Source organism: Croceivirga sp. JEA036 (assembly GCF_011882165.1).
Classification (GTDB): Bacteria; Bacteroidota; Bacteroidia; order Flavobacteriales; family Flavobacteriaceae; genus Croceivirga.
Genome location: NZ_JAATON010000010.1, coordinates 1 through 17301 on the forward strand (window position 1 = coordinate 1; position 17301 = coordinate 17301).

Consider the following 17301-nt stretch of genomic DNA (forward strand, 5'->3'; position numbering starts at 1 on the left):
TTTTTCTGGAACAACTCTTTAAACCTTAACCTTGGTTGGGTTAAGTTAGACAACAAAGATATTGATACAGATTCTGAAGACTTTGAAGCTCTGACAGATGTATTTCAAGTAACTTCTTTATACAGTAGAAAATTAAGTGAGAAATTTGCTATATCTGCTTTAGGTGAGTATAGAACAACATTGTTGAATAATTTTAATGACCCAGGTTATTTAGATTTAGGGGTTGGTGCTACTTGGACTCCTATTACGAATATGGTTGTAGTAATACACCCATTGAACTATAACTTCGTTTTTGCTGATAATGATTCTGTATTTGAATCTTCTTTAGGTGCTAAAATTGTAGCTGACTATACACGTAAAATTGGAGCTATAGGTTTTAAGTCTAATTTGTCTGCTTTCTTAAGTTATGAAACTAGTGATTTAAGTAACTGGACTTGGATTAACAATTTCTCTTACACCCTTTGGAAAGGTATTGGAGTAGGTTTTGATTTTGGTCTTCGTAACAGTAGACAGGAAGCTGCTAATTTTCAAGGTGTAGCTTTAGGTGAAGCTGATAACGAATTACAGACTTTTTACACCGTAGGTCTTAGTTACTCTTTCTAAGCTGCCTAGGATATAAAATAAAAAAAGCCCGAACATTTGTTCGGGCTTTTTTTGATTGGATAGGTTAGTTCATACTATTTTGTTGGTGTTAGTAATAACCTTGGGGCTAGCTATTAATAACACTGCTAATGTAGTGCAGGGTTCCGTTGCCCAAAATTTTTTGATGCCAACCTTATTTTTTTTGTGGTTTAGCGTTTTATTAAATTTTTCTGACAGAAAAACTATTCTTCCTCAGTTTGGGAGTATTCATCAAGGTTTTCTGGATATAGAAAGTTATTGTAAGGAAAACGTGTTACGTGTATGTCCCTTACTTCTCTATAAACGCGGTGTCTAAACTGGTCTAAATTTTCTTTATTCAGAGCAGAGATGAACAAAGCATTGTCTCCAATTTTATTAAACCATGTCTTTTGCCATTCATCTAGGGTAAAATGGGCAGATGTTTTTTCAGTCTCTAAATCATCTTCCTCAATTACTTCGGGTACGTACAGGTCTATTTTATTAAAAACCATAATGGTTTCCTTGTCCGTACTGTCAATTTCATCTAAAATTTGATTTACAGATGCAATATGCTCTTCAAAGTTGGGATGAGAGATATCTACTACGTGTAGTAATAAGTCTGCTTCTCTAACTTCGTCTAAAGTACTTTTAAAGCTTTCTACCAATTGGGTAGGCAGTTTGCGGATGAACCCAACAGTATCACTTAATAAAAAAGGAAGGTTTCCTAAAACCACCTTTCTAACCGTAGTGTCCAAAGTGGCAAACAGCTTATTCTCTGCAAATACATCACTTTTGCTAATTACGTTCATTAAGGTAGACTTACCTACGTTGGTGTAGCCTACCAGGGCTACACGGACTAAAGCGCCACGGTTGCCTCTTTGCGTTTCCATCTGGCGGTCTATCTTTGAAAGCTTCTTTTTAAGTAAAGCAATACGGTCTCTAACAATACGTCTATCCGTTTCAATCTCTGTTTCACCAGGTCCACGCATACCAATTCCACCACGTTGGCGTTCTAAGTGCGTCCATAAACCAGTAAGTCTAGGCAAAAGATATTCATATTGTGCTAGTTCTACCTGTGTACGGGCATAACTGGTCTTTGCACGTTGCGCAAAAATATCTAGGATAAGGCTGGTTCTATCCATTACCTTACACTTTAATAATTTTTCTATATTATTCTGTTGAGCAGGGGTAAGCTCATCATCAAAAATTACAGAACTTATATCGTTTTCTTTAACATAGGCATGTACCTCTTCCATCTTACCTGTACCTATATAGGTTTTAGGATTGGGTATATCCATCTTTTGCACAAAGCGTTTGGTAACTTCTCCGCCAGCAGTGTAAGTTAAGAATTCCAGTTCGTCTAGATATTCTTCTACTTTTTCAGCATTTTGTAATTGATTGATGACACCAACCAAAACAGCCTTTTCATATTCAATAGACTTCTTTTCAATCATATATAAAGCAAAATGCAAAGCTACATAATGTTTCCGTTCTGTTTTTGTAATTTGCCTCTTCTACTTAATCCGTATGTAAGTTTTTGTAGCGCTATTCTAAAAAATTATGGAAAACCAACATGTAATTGCTTTTTACAACCTTGAAAATTTGTTTGATACCGTGGACGACCCACATATATTAGACGATGATTTTACCAAAAAAGGCTTTAAAAAATGGAAGAATAAGCGTTACCTAGCCAAAACTAGAAAATTAGCTAAGGCGATTTCTAAGATTGGGGAAGATGACGGTCTTGCGCCACCAGTACTAGTTGGTGTGGCAGAAATAGAAAACAAAAGAGTAGTTGAACGATTGTTAGGAGAAGACGCTTTAAAGAATTTGGATTACGGATATGTGCACTATGATTCTCCTGATGAGAGAGGCATAGACACGGCATTATTCTACAGAAAAGATAATTTTGAGGTTTTAAGCAGCGAAACCATTCCCCTTCTAATTAATAGCCTTAATGGTGAGCGCGATTTTACTCGGGATATTCTTTATGTGCACGGAAAGTTGAACGGTGAAGCTCTACATATTTTTGTAAATCATTGGCCTTCTCGTAGAGACGGAGCTAAGCTAACTGCCTATAAACGCATTGCCGCTGCCCATACTATTATAGAGAAATTAGAACAAATTAGACAGGTGGAAGGCGAACCCAATGTACTAGTTATGGGCGATTTTAATGATGATCCTAATTCTGATAGTATTAAAACATTAATGAAAACGGGTTGGTTCATTAATCCCATGGAAAAATCACTTTCTCCAGATTTGGGGAGTGCTAATTATAAAGGAAAATGGAGTTTGTTTGACCAGATTATTGTATCTCATTCTTTTTTAAATCACGAACCAAATACCCATAGCTTTTCTAAGGCAAAGATTTTTGCGCCACATTTTTTAAAAGAATGGAAAGGTAAATACAAAGGAACCCCATTCCGTACGTTTGGCGGTAAACGCTATTTAGGAGGATATAGCGATCACTTTCCGGTTTATCTGGTTTTGAAAAAGAACTAAGCATAAGAGAAAATTCTTATAACACTTTTGCTGTTTTTCACAACAACTTATCTATTATAAGCGTGTATTTCATCGAAATAATTGTGCGTTTTATCGACGTATAGATGAGTTTGATATATGTTTGTAGTCCAAATCTTACTTACCTACTACTATGGATTACAAGGGGTTATACTCATCAGTAAAAATAGCAATGGCTACATTAGGCATTTTTATTTGTTTTATCAGTAGCGCGCAAACTGCGGAAAAGCTTGTTACTATTAAGGCTAGTACCAATGTACAGGCGTTACAAAACTTGGCTACTTCTTTTACTAAGGAGCACAGTTTAACGGCACAAAAAATGGCAATGTTTAAGATGAAAGGTGCAGATGGAAAAACTTTTACGGATGAGAATGGTTCTGTTGTAGGTTTAGCAGATATAGGTGAGGATGGTACTCCACTTTTTTATACCACACATGCAGATTTAACCAGTAAAGTGTCTAGAGCTGATGCTTTATATGCAGAGGGTTTTTTTAATGCGGGTATTACTGGAGAAGGTATGACAGTTGGGGTTTGGGATTCTGGTATCGCATTAAAAAGCCACACTGAATATAGTGGTAGAGTATTAAATGCAGATAATAGTGATGTAATAGACAACCACGCAACTATGGTTACAGGTACGTTAATCTCTTCTGGTGTTAATAATAAAGCAAAAGGTGTTGCCTACGGAGCACAGGCGTTAACACATAATTGGACAAGAGATAAGGTAGAGGTTGCAGAGGCGGCTGCAGAAGGATTGTTACTTTCTAACCATTCTTACGGCATAACTACAAGTGCAGTTCCAGATTGGTATTTTGGGGCATACATTAAAATTGCTCAAGACTGGGATAAGATAATGTATAATGCACCTTATTATTTAATGGTGGCTGCAGCAGGTAATGCCCAAAACTCTTTTGATAATGCAACTCCTAATTTTGGTAGAACTCAAGATGGTTTTGATTTGCTTGTAGGTTTTACTACCGCAAAAAATAACTTAGTAGTGGCTGGTGTAGATGCACGAATAGACGCAGATGGTAATGTTAAAAAAGCTAATGTAAGTGGGTATAGTAGTTTTGGCCCTACGGACGATGGAAGAATAAAACCGGACATCTCTGGTGATGGCACATCTATCTACACTACAGGTTCTGCAAACAATACCAATTATAGAACTGCTATGGGTACATCTATGGCTGCACCAGGTGTTACTGGTTCCTTATTGTTATTACAACAATACCATGAAGAGTTGGAAGGAAATTATATGAAAGCTGCTACCCTTAAAGGGTTGGCATTACATACGGCAGATGACATTGCCAATCCGGGACCAGATTATAAAATGGGTTGGGGTCTAATTAATACAAAAAGAGCTGCAGAAGTTATCCGTAGCAAAGATTTTAGTTCAGAAATAAGAGAGATTAAATTAACTAATGGTGAAACGGTAGAATTTGATGTAACCGCCAACGGTGTGGAACCTTTAGAAGTTTCAATTTCTTGGACAGACCCAGAAAGTGGCGTGGTAAATAGAGGTACATTAAATGATATGAAAGCTGCTTTGGTTAACGATTTGGATATCCGTGTAACGAAAGGAAGCAATACCTACTTTCCTTGGAAATTAAATCCTGCACAAGCAAGTGCAGATGCTATCCAAGGCGATAATAAAGTAGACCCATTTGAAAAAATACAAGTAAACGATGCAGAAGGTGTTTACACGATAACAATTACGCATAAGGGCGAGTTGTATAATGGTTCTCAAGATGTGAGTGTTATCGTTTCTGGAATCAAATTAACAGACTGCCAGTTAGTAGCACCAGAAAACGTTAGCTTACTTAAAGCGGATGCTACTAGTGCAACAATTAATTGGGATGCATTATCAGCAGAGAATTTATATGAAATTCAATTTAAAAATGAAAACTCCAGTACTTGGACAACCGTAACCACTTGGGATGGAGAAATTGTGTTAGAAGATTTAACCGTAGGTAATAATTATCAGGTAAAAGTGCAATCCGTTTGTACTGCTAATTTAAGCTCTGGCTACTCAGAGGAGTTCAATTTTACTTTTAATGGCGAAGAAACTTCCGTTGTAGCAAACCCAGTGCAAACTAATGCTGAATTAAGTTTAAAAGTTTTTCCAAATCCTGCAGTAAACTATTTACAAATAGATGCAGATGTATCTACAGATGCTCAGTTTTCTATCATAAATATGGCTGGTGGCACTATAAAAAACGGAAAAGCTAAAGGTGATATAGATGTGTCTAATTTGGAATCTGGCTTGTACATTATTACGGTGATGGACTATAGCGGAATCAAGAGTACAAAATTTTATAAAAGTTAATAACCATGTCTTGCGATAGTAGTAGCAGTTAATCGGTTAGCGTCTAAGGTCCCCCTAAATACTTTAATGTGTACTCCTTAGCTAATTAGATTAACAAGTAATCCCCCTGAAAAGCCCTATGAAAATGGGGCTTTTTATATTCTTTTTATTTGATGTTCTTTTAACACATCTTGGCACCTAAGCTTTAAGAATACTTGTGCTGTAGTAACTACGTCTAGCTCACAATAGGTAATAATTCGGTCTATATCATTTTCTTCATAAAACACCCCACGTACCATGCTGCCATCCATATCTTCTTTTGGGGATGGTATTCCCAAAACGTTCGCCATGAGTTTTAAAGAAGTGTAGTGTTTATAGTCGCCAAACTTCCAAAGCTCCATGGTATCTAAATGGGGTACTTCCCATGGCTTTTTGCCAAATAAATCTAGTTTGTATGGTAAGGAAATTTGATGAATTAGCATTCGCCTTGCGATATAAGGAAAATCGAACTCCTTGCCATTATGCGCACATAACACATGCCTAGCCTGGTTAAAATGGTCGTTTAAAAGGTTTTTAAATTCTTTTAGGAGTTTGGCTTCATCACCATGAAAACTAGTAACTCTAAACGTTGGTTCTTCTCCTTTAAGCACAAAATAGCCCACAGAAATACATACAATCTTACCAAATTCAGCCCAAATGCCAGCGCGTTCATAAAATTCTTCTGGAGTAATTTCTTCTTTACGTTGGTAAGCAGTCTTGTGTGCCCATAGTTCTTGTTTTTCCTCACTTAGGGTGGTAAACTTTGCCTCCTCTGGTACAGTTTCTATATCTAAAAATAGAATGTGGTCTAAGGGTAGTTTGTTCAGCATAAACTACAAGGTACAAAATTTAACGGTTAAGAATATGTTGCCTTAAAACAGTTTTCCTTGCTTAACTGGACTTTCATGGTCTAACAACCATTTTTTACGAGACAAACCTCCTGCATAACCTGTAAGTTCACCATTGCTCCCAATTACGCGGTGGCAAGGAATAACAATCCATAGTGGATTTTTGCCGTTTGCAGCTGCCACTGCGCGTATAGCCTTAACATCGCCTAAGGTTTTGGATAGTTCTAGATAACTGGTTGTGGTGCCAAAAGGAATCTTTAACAAGGCTTGCCATACTTTTTTTTGAAATGCAGTACCTTGCGGATTTAGTTTAAGGTCAAAAGTGTTTCTTGACCCATTAAAATATGCTTCAATCTGCTGAGCCGCCTCTTGTAAAGCGGCTGGTATTTTGGTTTCTAAGGCTTCATCTAACACTTTTACGGAAATTAAACCATGTGCATCGCCCTTAAACTCAGCGTAACCTATAGGAGTTTTTATTACGGCAGTTTCCATTATTGTGGTTCTGGTTCAGAACCTTCTTTGGGTTCTGGGTCTTGTAGCGGTACATCTATAATGCCTAAACGTTTTGCACGACTTTCCCAATTTTTGCGGGCAAGTAATTGTAGGTTCTCTACATTATCACTTTCGTCCATAATTTCTAGCCCTAATAGTGTTTCTATAACGTCTTCCATGGTTACTAAACCACTAACAGAACCGTACTCATCTACTACCAAGGATATGTGTTCATTCTTTTCCACAAATTTTTCAAACAATTGTGGAATAGGTTTATTTCTATTGGTGACTAATATTTCTCGTTTTAAGGAACCAAGGGTTTTATCTCCTTCCTTATTTACAATACTTTCTAGTAATTCATCTTTTAAGAAAAATCCTGTAATATTGTCCATACGATCTTTATACACAGGTATTCTAGAAAATTGTAGGGGTTTATTCTTATGGTAAAATTCCTCAATGGTAGTATCCTCAGAGGCAATTTTCATTACCGTTCTAGGAGTCATTACATCTTTGGCTTGTATCTCGTCAAAAGTGAGCAGATTACGGATTACCTTAGATTCAGATTCTTGAAATACACCCTCCTCTTCTGCAATATCTGTCATAGCTGTAAAGTCTTCTCTACTCAACACACTACCGTGTGCTCCTTTTTTTCCTATAAGCTTTGTAAATAATTGTAAAATCCAAAGTAAACCAGTCCACTTCATAATAAACACCATTATAGTCAGTGTTTTTGCTGTGAAATTGGCCAAACCTTTCCAATAGGTAGCTCCTATAGTTTTAGGAATAATTTCTGAGGCTACTAATATTAAGATGGTCATAACAGCAGAGATGATAAAAACCCCATAACCACCTTCTGCACCATAAAGAACCTCCGCTTGTCCACCCACCAAAATTGCGCCAACGGTATGTGCGATAGTATTGAGTGTTAAGATGGCAATAAGTGGCTTGTCTATATCTTTTTTATGTTCTTCTAACGTAGTGGCATAATCTTTACCTTCTTGTTTTTTAACGTTAAGAAAGGTTGGCGTTATACTAAGCAAAACCGCCTCTAAAATGGAGCATAAAAAGGAAAAGAAAATTGATATTAGGGCGTAAAATATGAGTAATCCCATTATAGTCTATGTTGTTAATGATTTTCTGTAAGCGGAAAGTTATAAAAAACATCTTGTATTTGGTCGCTAAATTTAATTAACTACCGTTTCTTTTTAAGTGCGCTTGCTTTTATGGTTAATACAGTGGGGGTTCTGTTAAGCGATGTTCGGGTTGTAATGCTTTTAGTTGTGCATACAATATTGCTGTAAGTCGTTTTTTAAGATGCTCAGGCTCTAGCACGCGAGCATAATCCCCAATAGACAAATACCACCGTGCAAAATTATGATATACGTCTGCTACCATAAATGTCATTACAATGCCTTCTGTTGTTTTTTCTTCACTTACCCAACCATAGTTCTTTTTACTTCCTAAGAATTTAGCCACTATTGGACTTACGCATATACGAACTTTAGTTAAAGGAACTTCTTCTTGTTTTCTCAATTCTTCTAATGATGGATGTGTTTTGGAAAAGGGAATATCCGTTCTTTTTATGTTTTGTATACGATCTGTGCGGAATTGTCTATAGTCTTTTCTTAATTGGCAAAAGGCTAAAATATACCAAAAGTTATTTTCGTTAAATATTCCGACGGGTTCAATAATACGATTTATAGCATCTTCTATTTTTAAAGAGGTATAGCTTAGGTGTACTTGGTTTTGAGTCGCAATACCTTCTAAGATGATTTCTAGGGCATCTGGAACCTTAGCATTGAATAATTCATGAGAAGGAGCATAGCTAATTTGGTTTTCTAAGGCTTCTACCCAGTCTTTGTCTTTGCCTCTTAAAACAGATTTTAATTTGAATAAAGCAGATTCATAATGGGCGCCTAGAGATTTGTCTGTTAGTTGTTGCATTAATTTTTGTGCAGCCACAAAGCTGGCTGCCTCTTCTTTGGTGAACATAATGGGAGGCAATCGGTAGCCATCCATAATGCTATAGCCAACTCCTGCCTCACTTAAAATGGGTACGCCAGCCTCTTCTAAAGACCTTATATCTCTATATATGGTGCGTAGTGTAACTTGAAAACGTTCTGCCAGTTCTTGAGCTTTTACAATCCGCTTGGATTGTAGTTGTATTAATATGGCAACAATACGATCAAAACGTTTTACGGGTTCCATTGGTTATAAATTGGTGGTGTATTGTAAAGATACTAGAATCTGTGTTTTACAAAATATTACAAGCTAGATTTAGAAAATAAAAATTTGTATTTACTACTGACAAAGGGCTGTCACTAAGAGGTTTTAGTTTTGACCTGTGAAAATCTAAAACACCAGAAAACTTATGGAAACAACAACAAAAACAACCGCAAATACGGTATTGACACCTGCTCAGTTATTGGCACATTGGCAAGGACATAGAGGCTTAACTAGACGTGTAATAGAGGCTTTTCCAGAAAACGAATTATTTAGCTACAGCATTGGCGGAATGAGACCTTTTGCAGCAATGGTAGAAGAGCTTTTAGGTATTGCAGCTCCTGGTATTCAAGAGATTGTAGAAAAGAAAACCGTAGAATTAAAGGAAAAGCTGAATCATGAGAATAGTAAAGAAAAATTGTTGGCTTTTTGGGATGATACAACTGCTAAAATTAATGCCTATTGGAGCACTATGGATAACGTGGATTACAATAGGGTATATTTAAGCTTTGGTACTTATGAAGGGACAGTGCAATCTGCTATTTTTTACTTTATAGATAATGAGATTCACCATAGAGCGCAAGCTTATGTTTACTTGCGTAGTTTAGGAATAGAACCACCCCATTTTTATGAGCGATAAAGTGGAGGTTTTGGTATTCAAAACTTCGGTACACAAAAGGCGCAACATTAGATTTGTTGCGCCTTATTTAAATCGATTGATAAAGCCACAAGGTTGTTGGAATTTTGACCTTGAGGATTGCGATAATATTTTGCGTGTAGAAACTACTTTTGCGAATGTGGATGCAATAGAAAATACACTTAAAGAATTGGGCTTCTTTTGTAGTGTACTCTGGTAGTCAGCTTATTAGCTTTACCGCATCTTTAGCAAAATAACTGGCTATAATATCTGCACCGGCACGTTTAATTGCTGTTAGCTGCTCTAACATCACAGCATCATGATTAAGCCATCCTTTTTCTGCAGCGGCTTTAAGCATGGCATATTCACCTGAAACTTGATATACCGCTACGGGTACTTCTACTGCATCTTTAATATCTCTTACAATGTCCAAATAACATAAACCTGGTTTTACCATAACAATGTCTGCCCCCTCATCGATATCCATTTCGGTTTCTTTAATGGCTTCTCTACGATTAGCTGGGTCCATTTGGTAGGTCTGTTTGTCTTTAGGAACATCTTTAATAGCAACGGGTGCGGAGTCTAAAGCATCTCTAAAAGGTCCATAAAAAGCACTCGCATATTTGGCGGAGTAGCTCATAATACCAGTATCGGTATAGCCTTCGTCCTCTAAGGCCTCTCTTAAAGTTAAAATGCGACCATCCATCATATCACTTGGTGCAACAATGTCCGCACCAGCTTGGGCATGACTTACGCTCATCTCTGCCAATACCTCGGTTGTTTCATCATTCAGAATTTTGCCTTCTGCCACAATACCGTCATGTCCATAACAAGAATAGGGGTCCAATGCTACATCTGTCATAACCAACATATCTGGACATGCATTTTTTACGGTCTTTATAGCACGTTGCATTAAACCTTTAGGATTTAAAGCTTCTGTTCCTTTATTGTCTTTTAAATTATCGGGTACTTTAACAAACAATAAAACGGCACATAGTCCCATTTGCCATAAATCTTTTACTTCTTTTTCTAAAAGGTCCAAGCTAAAGCGATAGTAGTTGGGCATAGAAGTGATTTCCTCTTTTACATTTTTACCTTCCACTACAAAAAGGGGAACAAGAAAATCGTTCGGTGTAATATACGTTTCGCGAACTAGTCTGCGTATAGCTTCGTTTTGTCTTAGTCTTCTATTTCTTATAAGTGGAAACATAGTTTGTACTTTTTAAACAATTAATAAGATTTATGTACTAGATGCGTTAACCCAATCTCTTGGATGTTGCAATACTTTAATAAGGCGTTCTTCTTCACTTCCTTTTTCTGGGGCGTGGTCATATACCCATTGTACGTGTGGAGGCAAACTCATGAGAATACTTTCTATTCTACCATTGGTTTTAAGGCCAAAAAGAGTGCCTTTATCATGCACCAAATTAAACTCAACATAACGCCCTCTACGTATTTCTTGCCAATTTCTATGGTCATTATTATAGGGGGTATTCAACCGTTTTGTAACAATTGGTATATAGGCATCTAAGAAACTATTGCCAACTTCAGATACAAAATTATACCAATCGTTCATTTTCATATTTTCATTGGCTTTGCAATAATCAAAAAACAAACCTCCTACACCACGTGCTTCATTTCTGTGTGTATTCCAAAAATAAGAGTCGCAACGTTCTTTATATTTTTGGTAAAATTCTGGATGATGTGCATCACATGCTTTTTTACAGATAGTATGGAAGTGTGCTGCATCTTCATCAAACAAATAATATGGTGTTAAATCCTGTCCGCCACCAAACCATTGGTCAACAATGTTACCTTCTTTGTCGTACATTTCAAAATAACGCCAGTTGGCATGAACGGTCGGTACAAAAGGGTTTTTTGGATGTAATACTAAACTCAGCCCGCAGGCAAAAAAATCTGCATCTTTAACCCCAAAATAGTTTTGCATAGATTCTGGTAATGCCCCATGAACTGCAGAAATATTTACCCCGCCTTTTTCAAAAACAGCTCCGTTTTCTATAACACGAGTTCTACCCCCGCCGCCTTCTGGTCTTTCCCAAATATCTTGCTTAAATTTTGCCTTGCCATCAACTGCTTCTAGTGCGGTAGTGATGTTATCTTGTAAGCCTTGTATGTAGTGGTAAAATTTATCTTTTAGTGTCATTTTACAATATGTACCATTTGGTTTTTAATATTTTTTATCTCTGGAACGCTTTTAATAAATACAGATTGCTCTGCTAAAATTCTGCACTTTTCTGCCGCTTGTTCTAAAGTTAAATTAGGATGTGATTTAAATAACAAACGTCCAATTTTGTTGTTATGTAAATCCATGGCTCTCGGCAAATCTCTATTCGGAAAGGCTTTTTCATGCCAGTCTGTTATCCTTTTACTGTACTGCAATGAGCGCTCTATCGTATACGATTTATTGTAGCAGTTTTTAGCAATACAATAGTTCCAATAAGCATGTCTAAACGCGTTAGCCTTACCGTTTAGATGATGAGCTTTTCCGTACCATTGGTCTGCGGTCTGCATGCAAATTTTCGTGGCGCTAAGCGTAGGTAAAATTGCCATAGGATAACGTAGCCCGATTTTTATTAACAACCAAAATGAGGAAAGCGAAACTCGTTTTAGAATTTTAAGCGGTTGCATCGTCTTAACCTCATTTTAAATTATAACTTATGGTATAAATTATTCTTTATATTGTTTTACAGCCTCTATAAATGCTCCTGCATTTTCTAAAGGTATGTTAGGTAGAATACCATGACCTAGATTTACTACGTATTTATCTTTCCCAAATTCACGAATCATTTGGGTGACCATCTTCTTAATTTCTTTAGGTGGTGATAACAATCTAGAAGGATCAAAATTGCCTTGTAACGTAATATTACCACCCGTTAAATACCGAGCGTTTTTTGCAGAGCAGGTCCAATCTACACCTAGGGCAGAAGCACCAGATTTTGCCATATCATTCAAAGCAAACCAACAACCTTTACCAAATACGATAACAGGTGCTAAATCTTTCAAGGCATCTACAATTTGTTGAATGTATTGCCAAGAAAATTCTTGGTAATCTGTGGGAGACAACATACCGCCCCAAGAATCAAAAACTTGAACTGCATTACACCCAGCTTTTACCTTTTCTTTTAGATAGGCAATGGTAGTGTCAGTAATTTTCTGTAACAAGCTATGTGCTGTATTTGGGTCAGAAAAACATAGGCCTTTAGCCATGTCAAAACTTTTAGAACCCTGCCCTTGTACGCAATAACACAAAATTGTCCATGGAGAACCTGCAAAACCAATTAAAGGTACTTCGTCATTCAGTTTTTCTTTGGTCATTTTAATCGCTTCTAGCACATAACCTAAACTATCATCTATATCTGGTACCACAACATGTTCTAAATCTTTAGCGGTTCTAATTGGTTTCGGTAGGTACGGACCAAAGTTGGGTTTCATCTCTACATCTATATTCATAGCCTGTGGAATTACCAAAATATCACTAAACAAAATAGCAGCATCCATTCCATACCTTCTAATGGGTTGCACGGTAATTTCTGATGCTAACTCTGGGGTTTTACATCTCGTAAAAAAATCGTACTTGTGTTTTAATTCCATGAACTCCGGCAAATAACGCCCGGCTTGGCGCATCATCCAAACAGGTGGTCTGTCTACCGTTTCACCTTTAAGAGCTCTAAGGAACAAATCGTTTTTAAGCATAGTTTAATGTTTTTATCGCCTGTACAATTACGTTTTCTATAGTAGGCTTTGTTGCAATAATAATCTTTTCGGTATATTTCTTAGCTTCTGCAGCTGTTGTACGACCAATACAAAAGGCTTCTGTCTCCTTTAATGTATTTGCTCTGGTGAAACTTTGAACACCAGAGGGACTGAAAAATAGCACGCCATCAAAACTTCGCTCAAATTTTTTGGGTGCAAGGTTTGTGATATAGCAAGTAACTTCTTTGTACTGAATATTATTTTCCTTTAACGCTGTTGGAATAGCATTATGTCTTAAATTACCAGAGAGGAAAGTAAAAGACGCGGCTTTATAATGTTGCTGTATACGTTCTGCTAATTCGGTTCCAAAATTAGCCTGTTCGGCTATAGTGAATCCATGAGATTTTAAGTAATCGGCTGTTTTGTCCCCAACACAGCATACAGGAATGTTTTGGCCTTTTTCTTTCTCTAAATGAGTGTTTACGTAATTTACTAAAACCTTAGCGCTGTTTTTACTAGTGATGATAAAGAAGTCTGTATCAAAGTCTAAAACAATCGGTATAAAATTTATAGTAATGCCATCATAGGCAACATACCCCAAACCTGAATTTAGAATAAGTTCTTGTTGGTGTGGTTTTAAAATTTTAGTCGATAGGATTGTTTTGCTCATCTTTTATCTTTTGCATCAACTCCTTACCACCTTTGGCTAAAATTTCATCAGCGCAATGGATTCCCATTCCCTTCGCTTCTGATAATGGAAGTGTTTTTTCTACCTGTAATACTTCTGTCCCATCTAGTGCGTGTAAGCATCCTTTAAATTGTACCTCTTGGTCTATTACGGTTGCTAAAGCTCCAATGGGAGCGGTACAGCCACCTTCTAATCTTCTTAGAAACTCCCGCTCTATAGTGGTAGCCAATTCACTTTCTGCATGGTTTAACATTTTAGAAGCATTAACAGCATCTGTGTTAGCCTCTAGGGCAACAATGACCATAGCTCCTTGAGCAGGCGCAGGAATCATCCAATCTAACTCTACCGCATCTTTAGGCAACAATTTAATGCGTTTTAGACCTGCTTGTGCAAAAATAGCTCCCTGCCAATTGTTCTCAATCAGTTTTACCAAGCGTGTATTTACATTGCCTCTTAAATCTGTAACAGCATGGTTTGGATATTTGTGCAACCACTGTGCGCGTCTTCTTAAACTACCAGTAGCGATTGTGGCTTTACCGTCTTCATCCTTTAAAAAATGGGTGCCTTTGTGGATTAGGACATCGTTAGTAACTTCACGCTCTAAAACGGCGGTTTGTATCATGCCTTTTGGCAGAGCAGTTGGCACGTCTTTCATAGAGTGTACGGCAATATCAATATCACCATTGATTAAAGCAACGTCTAAGGTTTTGGTAAAAATACCAGTGATACCAAGCTCGTATAAAGGTTTGTCTAGAATAATATCACCTGTAGATTTTACAGGGTGCAAAATGCAATCATAGCCTAAAGCTTCTAGCTTTTGTTGTACGGTTTCTGCTTGCCAGAGGGCAAGTTCGCTATCCCTGGTTCCAATACGGATGGGCTTTTTCATTTTTTTTCAATTTCCAATTGAAACACCTGTTGGATCAGTTGTAGGCTCTCTTCGGTATCCACGGCGTCATTTTTTAGATGATTAGCAAACTGTTTGGTGATTTTCTGAATGATACGTTCTGACACCATATCTGCCTGTTTTTCATCAAAGTTTTGCTGTTTTTTAGATTGAAAATTAAGCTCTTCTTCTTTGATGGTTTTTAGCTTATTCTTTAAGGCCTTAATGACTGGGGCAAACTTTCTAGTTTCTAACCAGGCCGAAAACTCTTGCTGTATATCCTTGATTATAGCTTCTGCCTTAGGAATGTACTGTTTACGCATAGCTAAGGTTTCGTCAGTAATTTTAGATAATTGGTCTAAATGTACTAAGGTTACGTGTTCCAATTCTTCCACATCATCTGCCACATTTTTTGGGATGGATAAGTCTAAAATCCATAGTGGTTTTTTGTTGTGGATAAGGGCTTTAGAAACGGTAGGTAATTGCGCCCCTGTAGCTACTACAAGAACATCTGTTTTTCTTATTTCAGTCTGTAAATCGCCAAAATCTTTTACCGTTAAATGAAATTTACCTCCAATTTTTTCAGCTTTTTCCTTAGTTCTATTAATTAGGGTTATGTGGCTATTACCGGTATGTTTAATTAAATTTTCGCAGGTGTTTCTTCCAATTTTACCTGTGCCAAAAAGCAAAATGTTTTTTTCTTCAATAGCTGGGATGTGTTCTAGGATATATTTTACAGAGGCAAAGGATACAGATGTAGCTCCAGAAGAAATCTCTGTTTCATTTTTTATCCGTTTACTTGCTTGTATAACAGAATTGCAAAGACGTTCCAAAAATGGATTGGCCATTTGATGTTTCTTAGCGCGATAAAAACTTTGCTTTATTTGCGAGATTATCTCAAAATCTCCCAAAATCTGACTGTCTAAACCGGTGCCTACCCTAAATAAATGACTGATTGCATCTTGGTTTTTATGCACATAAGCCACCTCTTGAAATTCTTCTACGTTACCTTTAGTATGTTCACAGAGAATTTTAATTAATTGAAAAGGGTGCTGGGCAAATCCATACATTTCCGTACGGTTACAGGTAGAGATTACCAATAGACCGTCTACGCCTTGCGCCTTGGCGTCACGGGTAATACTGTCTATTTTTGGAACATCTAGACTAAACTTTCCTCTAGTTTCGGCATCTGCTTTTTTATAGCTTAGACCAATAGCGTAGAAAGAACTATGCCTAGAAAGATGGTAATTCTTCATTTACTCAAAAACCTGAGCGGCAAAGATACAAGGTGCATTAACTAAAAAATAACGCTATCCGTACCATTTTTGTCGGTAGATTTTAACTGTCTTTCCCTTTTATCGTTATTTTTGTTAAGCATCATTTTTACTGGTGTTTTATCGACTTATAAATTATTTAGAGCAGTTCTAAATAAATTTACGCTGCAGTTAAAATCGCACTCCTATGGAAGAAAATAACGCAATTGGTGCTTATGAACAGGTGTTTGTGGAGCCAGACTTTTATGTGCTTAAAATTCAGAATGATACAGAAACAGAAAAAGAAGTGTATCATGAATTGAGCAGTAGTTTTATTCAGTTTCATTTTAGCTTAAAAGGAAGTGGTAAGTTCTTTTTTAATCAAGGCAATTACCACTTAAATGTTTCTGATGAAAACTCATTATTATTATACAATACACAGAAAGATTTACCTATTCACTTAAAACTTAATCCCAATAGTTGGGTATTTTCTGTGGTGATGACCATACGTAAATTCCACTCCCTTTTTTCTCAGGATACTAATGCAATCCCTTTTTTAAGTGAAACGTATAGTGAAAAAAAGTACTATGCCCAAGAGATGCTAACTCCGGGAATGGCGGTAGTACTAAGTCAATTAATGCACTATAACCTGCATCCTTCTATTAAAAAATTGTATGTAAAGGGAAAAGTGTATGAGTTGTTAGCGCTTTATTTCAACAGAAATGAGGATGCCGATTTGGAACAATGTCCCTTTTTAGCCGATGAAGACAATGTGCGTAAAATTAAAAAGGCGAAAGACATTATTATAGAACGTATGATGGAACCGCCGACACTGCAGGCGCTGTCTGAAGAAATTAACTTAAGTCTTAAAAAACTTAAAGAAGGATTTAAACAGATTTATGGCGATTCTGTTTACGGATACCTATTAGACCACAAAATGGATTTAGCGCGGCAAATGCTAGAATCTGGTAAATACAATGTCAACGAGGTGGGCCTAAAAGTGGGTTACAGTACCGCTAGTCATTTTATTGCTGCATTTAAAAAGAAATATGGTACTACACCTAAAAAATATTTAACTTCCATCATTAAAACATAA

At 36.8% G+C, this 17301-nt stretch carries 18 protein-coding genes; 6 read left to right on the forward strand and 12 right to left on the reverse strand.

The window, feature by feature from the left end; genetic code table 11:
• A partial coding sequence (locus HCO57_RS16215; protein ID WP_167989893.1) for a DUF3078 domain-containing protein occupies positions 1-603 on the forward strand: 603 nt, incomplete at its 5' end.
• A 221-nt stretch (positions 604-824) separates the two neighbouring features.
• On the opposite strand, the gene hflX is transcribed toward HCO57_RS16215, so the two are convergent.
• Positions 825-2054, reverse strand: coding sequence for a GTPase HflX (gene hflX, locus HCO57_RS16220; RefSeq protein WP_167989894.1), 1230 nt, complete (start codon positions 2052-2054; stop codon positions 825-827).
• A 106-nt stretch (positions 2055-2160) separates the two neighbouring features.
• On the opposite strand from hflX, the gene HCO57_RS16225 reads away from it, so the two are divergent.
• Together HCO57_RS16225 and HCO57_RS16230 are read left to right on the forward strand one after the other, a co-directional pair.
• Positions 2161-3102 (forward strand): endonuclease/exonuclease/phosphatase family protein, encoded by a 942-nt coding sequence (locus HCO57_RS16225; protein WP_167989895.1) that lies wholly within the window; start codon positions 2161-2163, stop codon positions 3100-3102.
• Positions 3103-3253: 151 nt separating this feature from the next.
• A complete protein-coding gene (locus tag HCO57_RS16230; RefSeq protein WP_167989896.1) occupies positions 3254-5446 on the forward strand; it encodes a S8 family serine peptidase in 2193 nt (730 codons plus the stop codon).
• A gap of 134 nt (positions 5447-5580) precedes the next feature.
• Here the strand turns inward: HCO57_RS16230 and HCO57_RS16235 are convergent, their stop codons facing one another.
• The 4 genes from HCO57_RS16235 to HCO57_RS16250 form a co-directional block, all read right to left on the reverse strand.
• On the reverse strand, positions 5581-6294 hold the full coding sequence (locus tag HCO57_RS16235; protein ID WP_167989897.1) for a 3'-5' exonuclease: 714 nt from the start codon (positions 6292-6294) through the stop codon (positions 5581-5583).
• 42 nt (positions 6295-6336) lie between these two features.
• Positions 6337-6804 carry a methylated-DNA--[protein]-cysteine S-methyltransferase gene (locus HCO57_RS16240; protein ID WP_167989898.1) on the reverse strand — a complete coding sequence of 156 codons (468 nt, stop codon included), beginning with the start codon at positions 6802-6804 and terminating at the stop codon, positions 6337-6339.
• On the reverse strand, positions 6804-7916 hold the full coding sequence (locus HCO57_RS16245) for a CNNM domain-containing protein (protein ID WP_167989899.1): 1113 nt from the start codon (positions 7914-7916) through the stop codon (positions 6804-6806). The genes HCO57_RS16240 and HCO57_RS16245 overlap by 1 nt, the downstream gene beginning before the upstream one ends.
• Before the next feature lie 115 nt (positions 7917-8031).
• Positions 8032-9012, reverse strand: coding sequence for a helix-turn-helix transcriptional regulator (locus HCO57_RS16250; RefSeq protein WP_167989900.1), 981 nt, complete (start codon positions 9010-9012; stop codon positions 8032-8034).
• Positions 9013-9175: 163 nt separating this feature from the next.
• On the opposite strand from HCO57_RS16250, the gene HCO57_RS16255 reads away from it, so the two are divergent.
• A complete protein-coding gene (locus HCO57_RS16255) occupies positions 9176-9667 on the forward strand; it encodes a DinB family protein (RefSeq protein WP_167989901.1) in 492 nt (163 codons plus the stop codon).
• The gene (locus tag HCO57_RS16260) at positions 9657-9884 is read left to right on the forward strand and encodes a hypothetical protein (RefSeq protein ID WP_167989902.1); all 228 of its coding nucleotides are present in this window, start codon (positions 9657-9659) and stop codon (positions 9882-9884) included. Before HCO57_RS16255 ends, HCO57_RS16260 begins: the two co-directional genes overlap by 11 nt.
• Here HCO57_RS16260 and hemB read toward each other — a convergent pair whose 3' ends face one another.
• The 7 genes from hemB to hemA are packed head-to-tail and all read right to left on the reverse strand — an operon-like array spanning position 9885 to position 16208.
• Positions 9885-10874, reverse strand: a complete 990-nt coding sequence (gene hemB, locus HCO57_RS16265; protein WP_167989903.1) for a porphobilinogen synthase — start codon at positions 10872-10874, stop codon at positions 9885-9887.
• A 30-nt stretch (positions 10875-10904) separates the two neighbouring features.
• Positions 10905-11828, reverse strand: coding sequence for an oxygen-dependent coproporphyrinogen oxidase (gene hemF, locus HCO57_RS16270; protein WP_167989904.1), 924 nt, complete (start codon positions 11826-11828; stop codon positions 10905-10907).
• Positions 11825-12313: a DUF6973 domain-containing protein gene (locus tag HCO57_RS16275; protein WP_209066187.1), complete on the reverse strand. Its 489-nt coding sequence runs from the start codon at positions 12311-12313 to the stop codon at positions 11825-11827. The genes hemF and HCO57_RS16275 overlap by 4 nt, the downstream gene beginning before the upstream one ends.
• 39 nt (positions 12314-12352) lie before the next feature.
• Positions 12353-13378 (reverse strand): uroporphyrinogen decarboxylase, encoded by a 1026-nt coding sequence (hemE, locus tag HCO57_RS16280; RefSeq protein ID WP_167989906.1) that lies wholly within the window; start codon positions 13376-13378, stop codon positions 12353-12355.
• Entirely contained in the window at positions 13371-14048 is a 678-nt protein-coding gene (locus tag HCO57_RS16285; protein ID WP_167989907.1) for a uroporphyrinogen-III synthase, read from the reverse strand. The genes hemE and HCO57_RS16285 overlap by 8 nt, the downstream gene beginning before the upstream one ends.
• A complete protein-coding gene (gene hemC / locus HCO57_RS16290; protein WP_167989908.1) occupies positions 14023-14955 on the reverse strand; it encodes a hydroxymethylbilane synthase in 933 nt (310 codons plus the stop codon). The genes HCO57_RS16285 and hemC overlap by 26 nt, the downstream gene beginning before the upstream one ends.
• Positions 14952-16208 (reverse strand): glutamyl-tRNA reductase, encoded by a 1257-nt coding sequence (hemA, locus tag HCO57_RS16295; RefSeq protein WP_136950186.1) that lies wholly within the window; start codon positions 16206-16208, stop codon positions 14952-14954. Before hemA ends, hemC begins: the two co-directional genes overlap by 4 nt.
• 205 nt (positions 16209-16413) lie before the next feature.
• Between hemA and HCO57_RS16300 the strand changes: the two genes are divergently transcribed.
• Positions 16414-17301: a helix-turn-helix transcriptional regulator gene (locus HCO57_RS16300; protein WP_136950185.1), complete on the forward strand. Its 888-nt coding sequence runs from the start codon at positions 16414-16416 to the stop codon at positions 17299-17301.

What these genes read in the sequence shown, in the direction of transcription:
- HCO57_RS16260 (WP_167989902.1), top strand. Translation starts at nt 9,657, where the DNA reads ATGAGCGATAAAGTGGAGGTTTTGGTATTCAAAACTTCGGTACACAAA.
- HCO57_RS16275 (WP_209066187.1), bottom strand. Translation starts at nt 12,313, where the DNA reads ATGCAACCGCTTAAAATTCTAAAACGAGTTTCGCTTTCCTCATTTTGG.
- HCO57_RS16230 (WP_167989896.1), top strand. Translation starts at nt 3,254, where the DNA reads ATGGATTACAAGGGGTTATACTCATCAGTAAAAATAGCAATGGCTACA.
- hemF (WP_167989904.1), bottom strand. Translation starts at nt 11,828, where the DNA reads ATGACACTAAAAGATAAATTTTACCACTACATACAAGGCTTACAAGAT.
- hemE (WP_167989906.1), bottom strand. Translation starts at nt 13,378, where the DNA reads ATGCTTAAAAACGATTTGTTCCTTAGAGCTCTTAAAGGTGAAACGGTA.
- hemC (WP_167989908.1), bottom strand. Translation starts at nt 14,955, where the DNA reads ATGAAAAAGCCCATCCGTATTGGAACCAGGGATAGCGAACTTGCCCTC.
- hflX (WP_167989894.1), bottom strand. Translation starts at nt 2,054, where the DNA reads ATGATTGAAAAGAAGTCTATTGAATATGAAAAGGCTGTTTTGGTTGGT.
- HCO57_RS16250 (WP_167989900.1), bottom strand. Translation starts at nt 9,012, where the DNA reads ATGGAACCCGTAAAACGTTTTGATCGTATTGTTGCCATATTAATACAA.
- HCO57_RS16255 (WP_167989901.1), top strand. Translation starts at nt 9,176, where the DNA reads ATGGAAACAACAACAAAAACAACCGCAAATACGGTATTGACACCTGCT.
- HCO57_RS16285 (WP_167989907.1), bottom strand. Translation starts at nt 14,048, where the DNA reads ATGAGCAAAACAATCCTATCGACTAAAATTTTAAAACCACACCAACAA.
- HCO57_RS16300 (WP_136950185.1), top strand. Translation starts at nt 16,414, where the DNA reads ATGGAAGAAAATAACGCAATTGGTGCTTATGAACAGGTGTTTGTGGAG.
- HCO57_RS16235 (WP_167989897.1), bottom strand. Translation starts at nt 6,294, where the DNA reads ATGCTGAACAAACTACCCTTAGACCACATTCTATTTTTAGATATAGAA.
- hemA (WP_136950186.1), bottom strand. Translation starts at nt 16,208, where the DNA reads ATGAAGAATTACCATCTTTCTAGGCATAGTTCTTTCTACGCTATTGGT.
- hemB (WP_167989903.1), bottom strand. Translation starts at nt 10,874, where the DNA reads ATGTTTCCACTTATAAGAAATAGAAGACTAAGACAAAACGAAGCTATA.
- HCO57_RS16240 (WP_167989898.1), bottom strand. Translation starts at nt 6,804, where the DNA reads ATGGAAACTGCCGTAATAAAAACTCCTATAGGTTACGCTGAGTTTAAG.
- HCO57_RS16245 (WP_167989899.1), bottom strand. Translation starts at nt 7,916, where the DNA reads ATGGGATTACTCATATTTTACGCCCTAATATCAATTTTCTTTTCCTTT.
- HCO57_RS16225 (WP_167989895.1), top strand. Translation starts at nt 2,161, where the DNA reads ATGGAAAACCAACATGTAATTGCTTTTTACAACCTTGAAAATTTGTTT.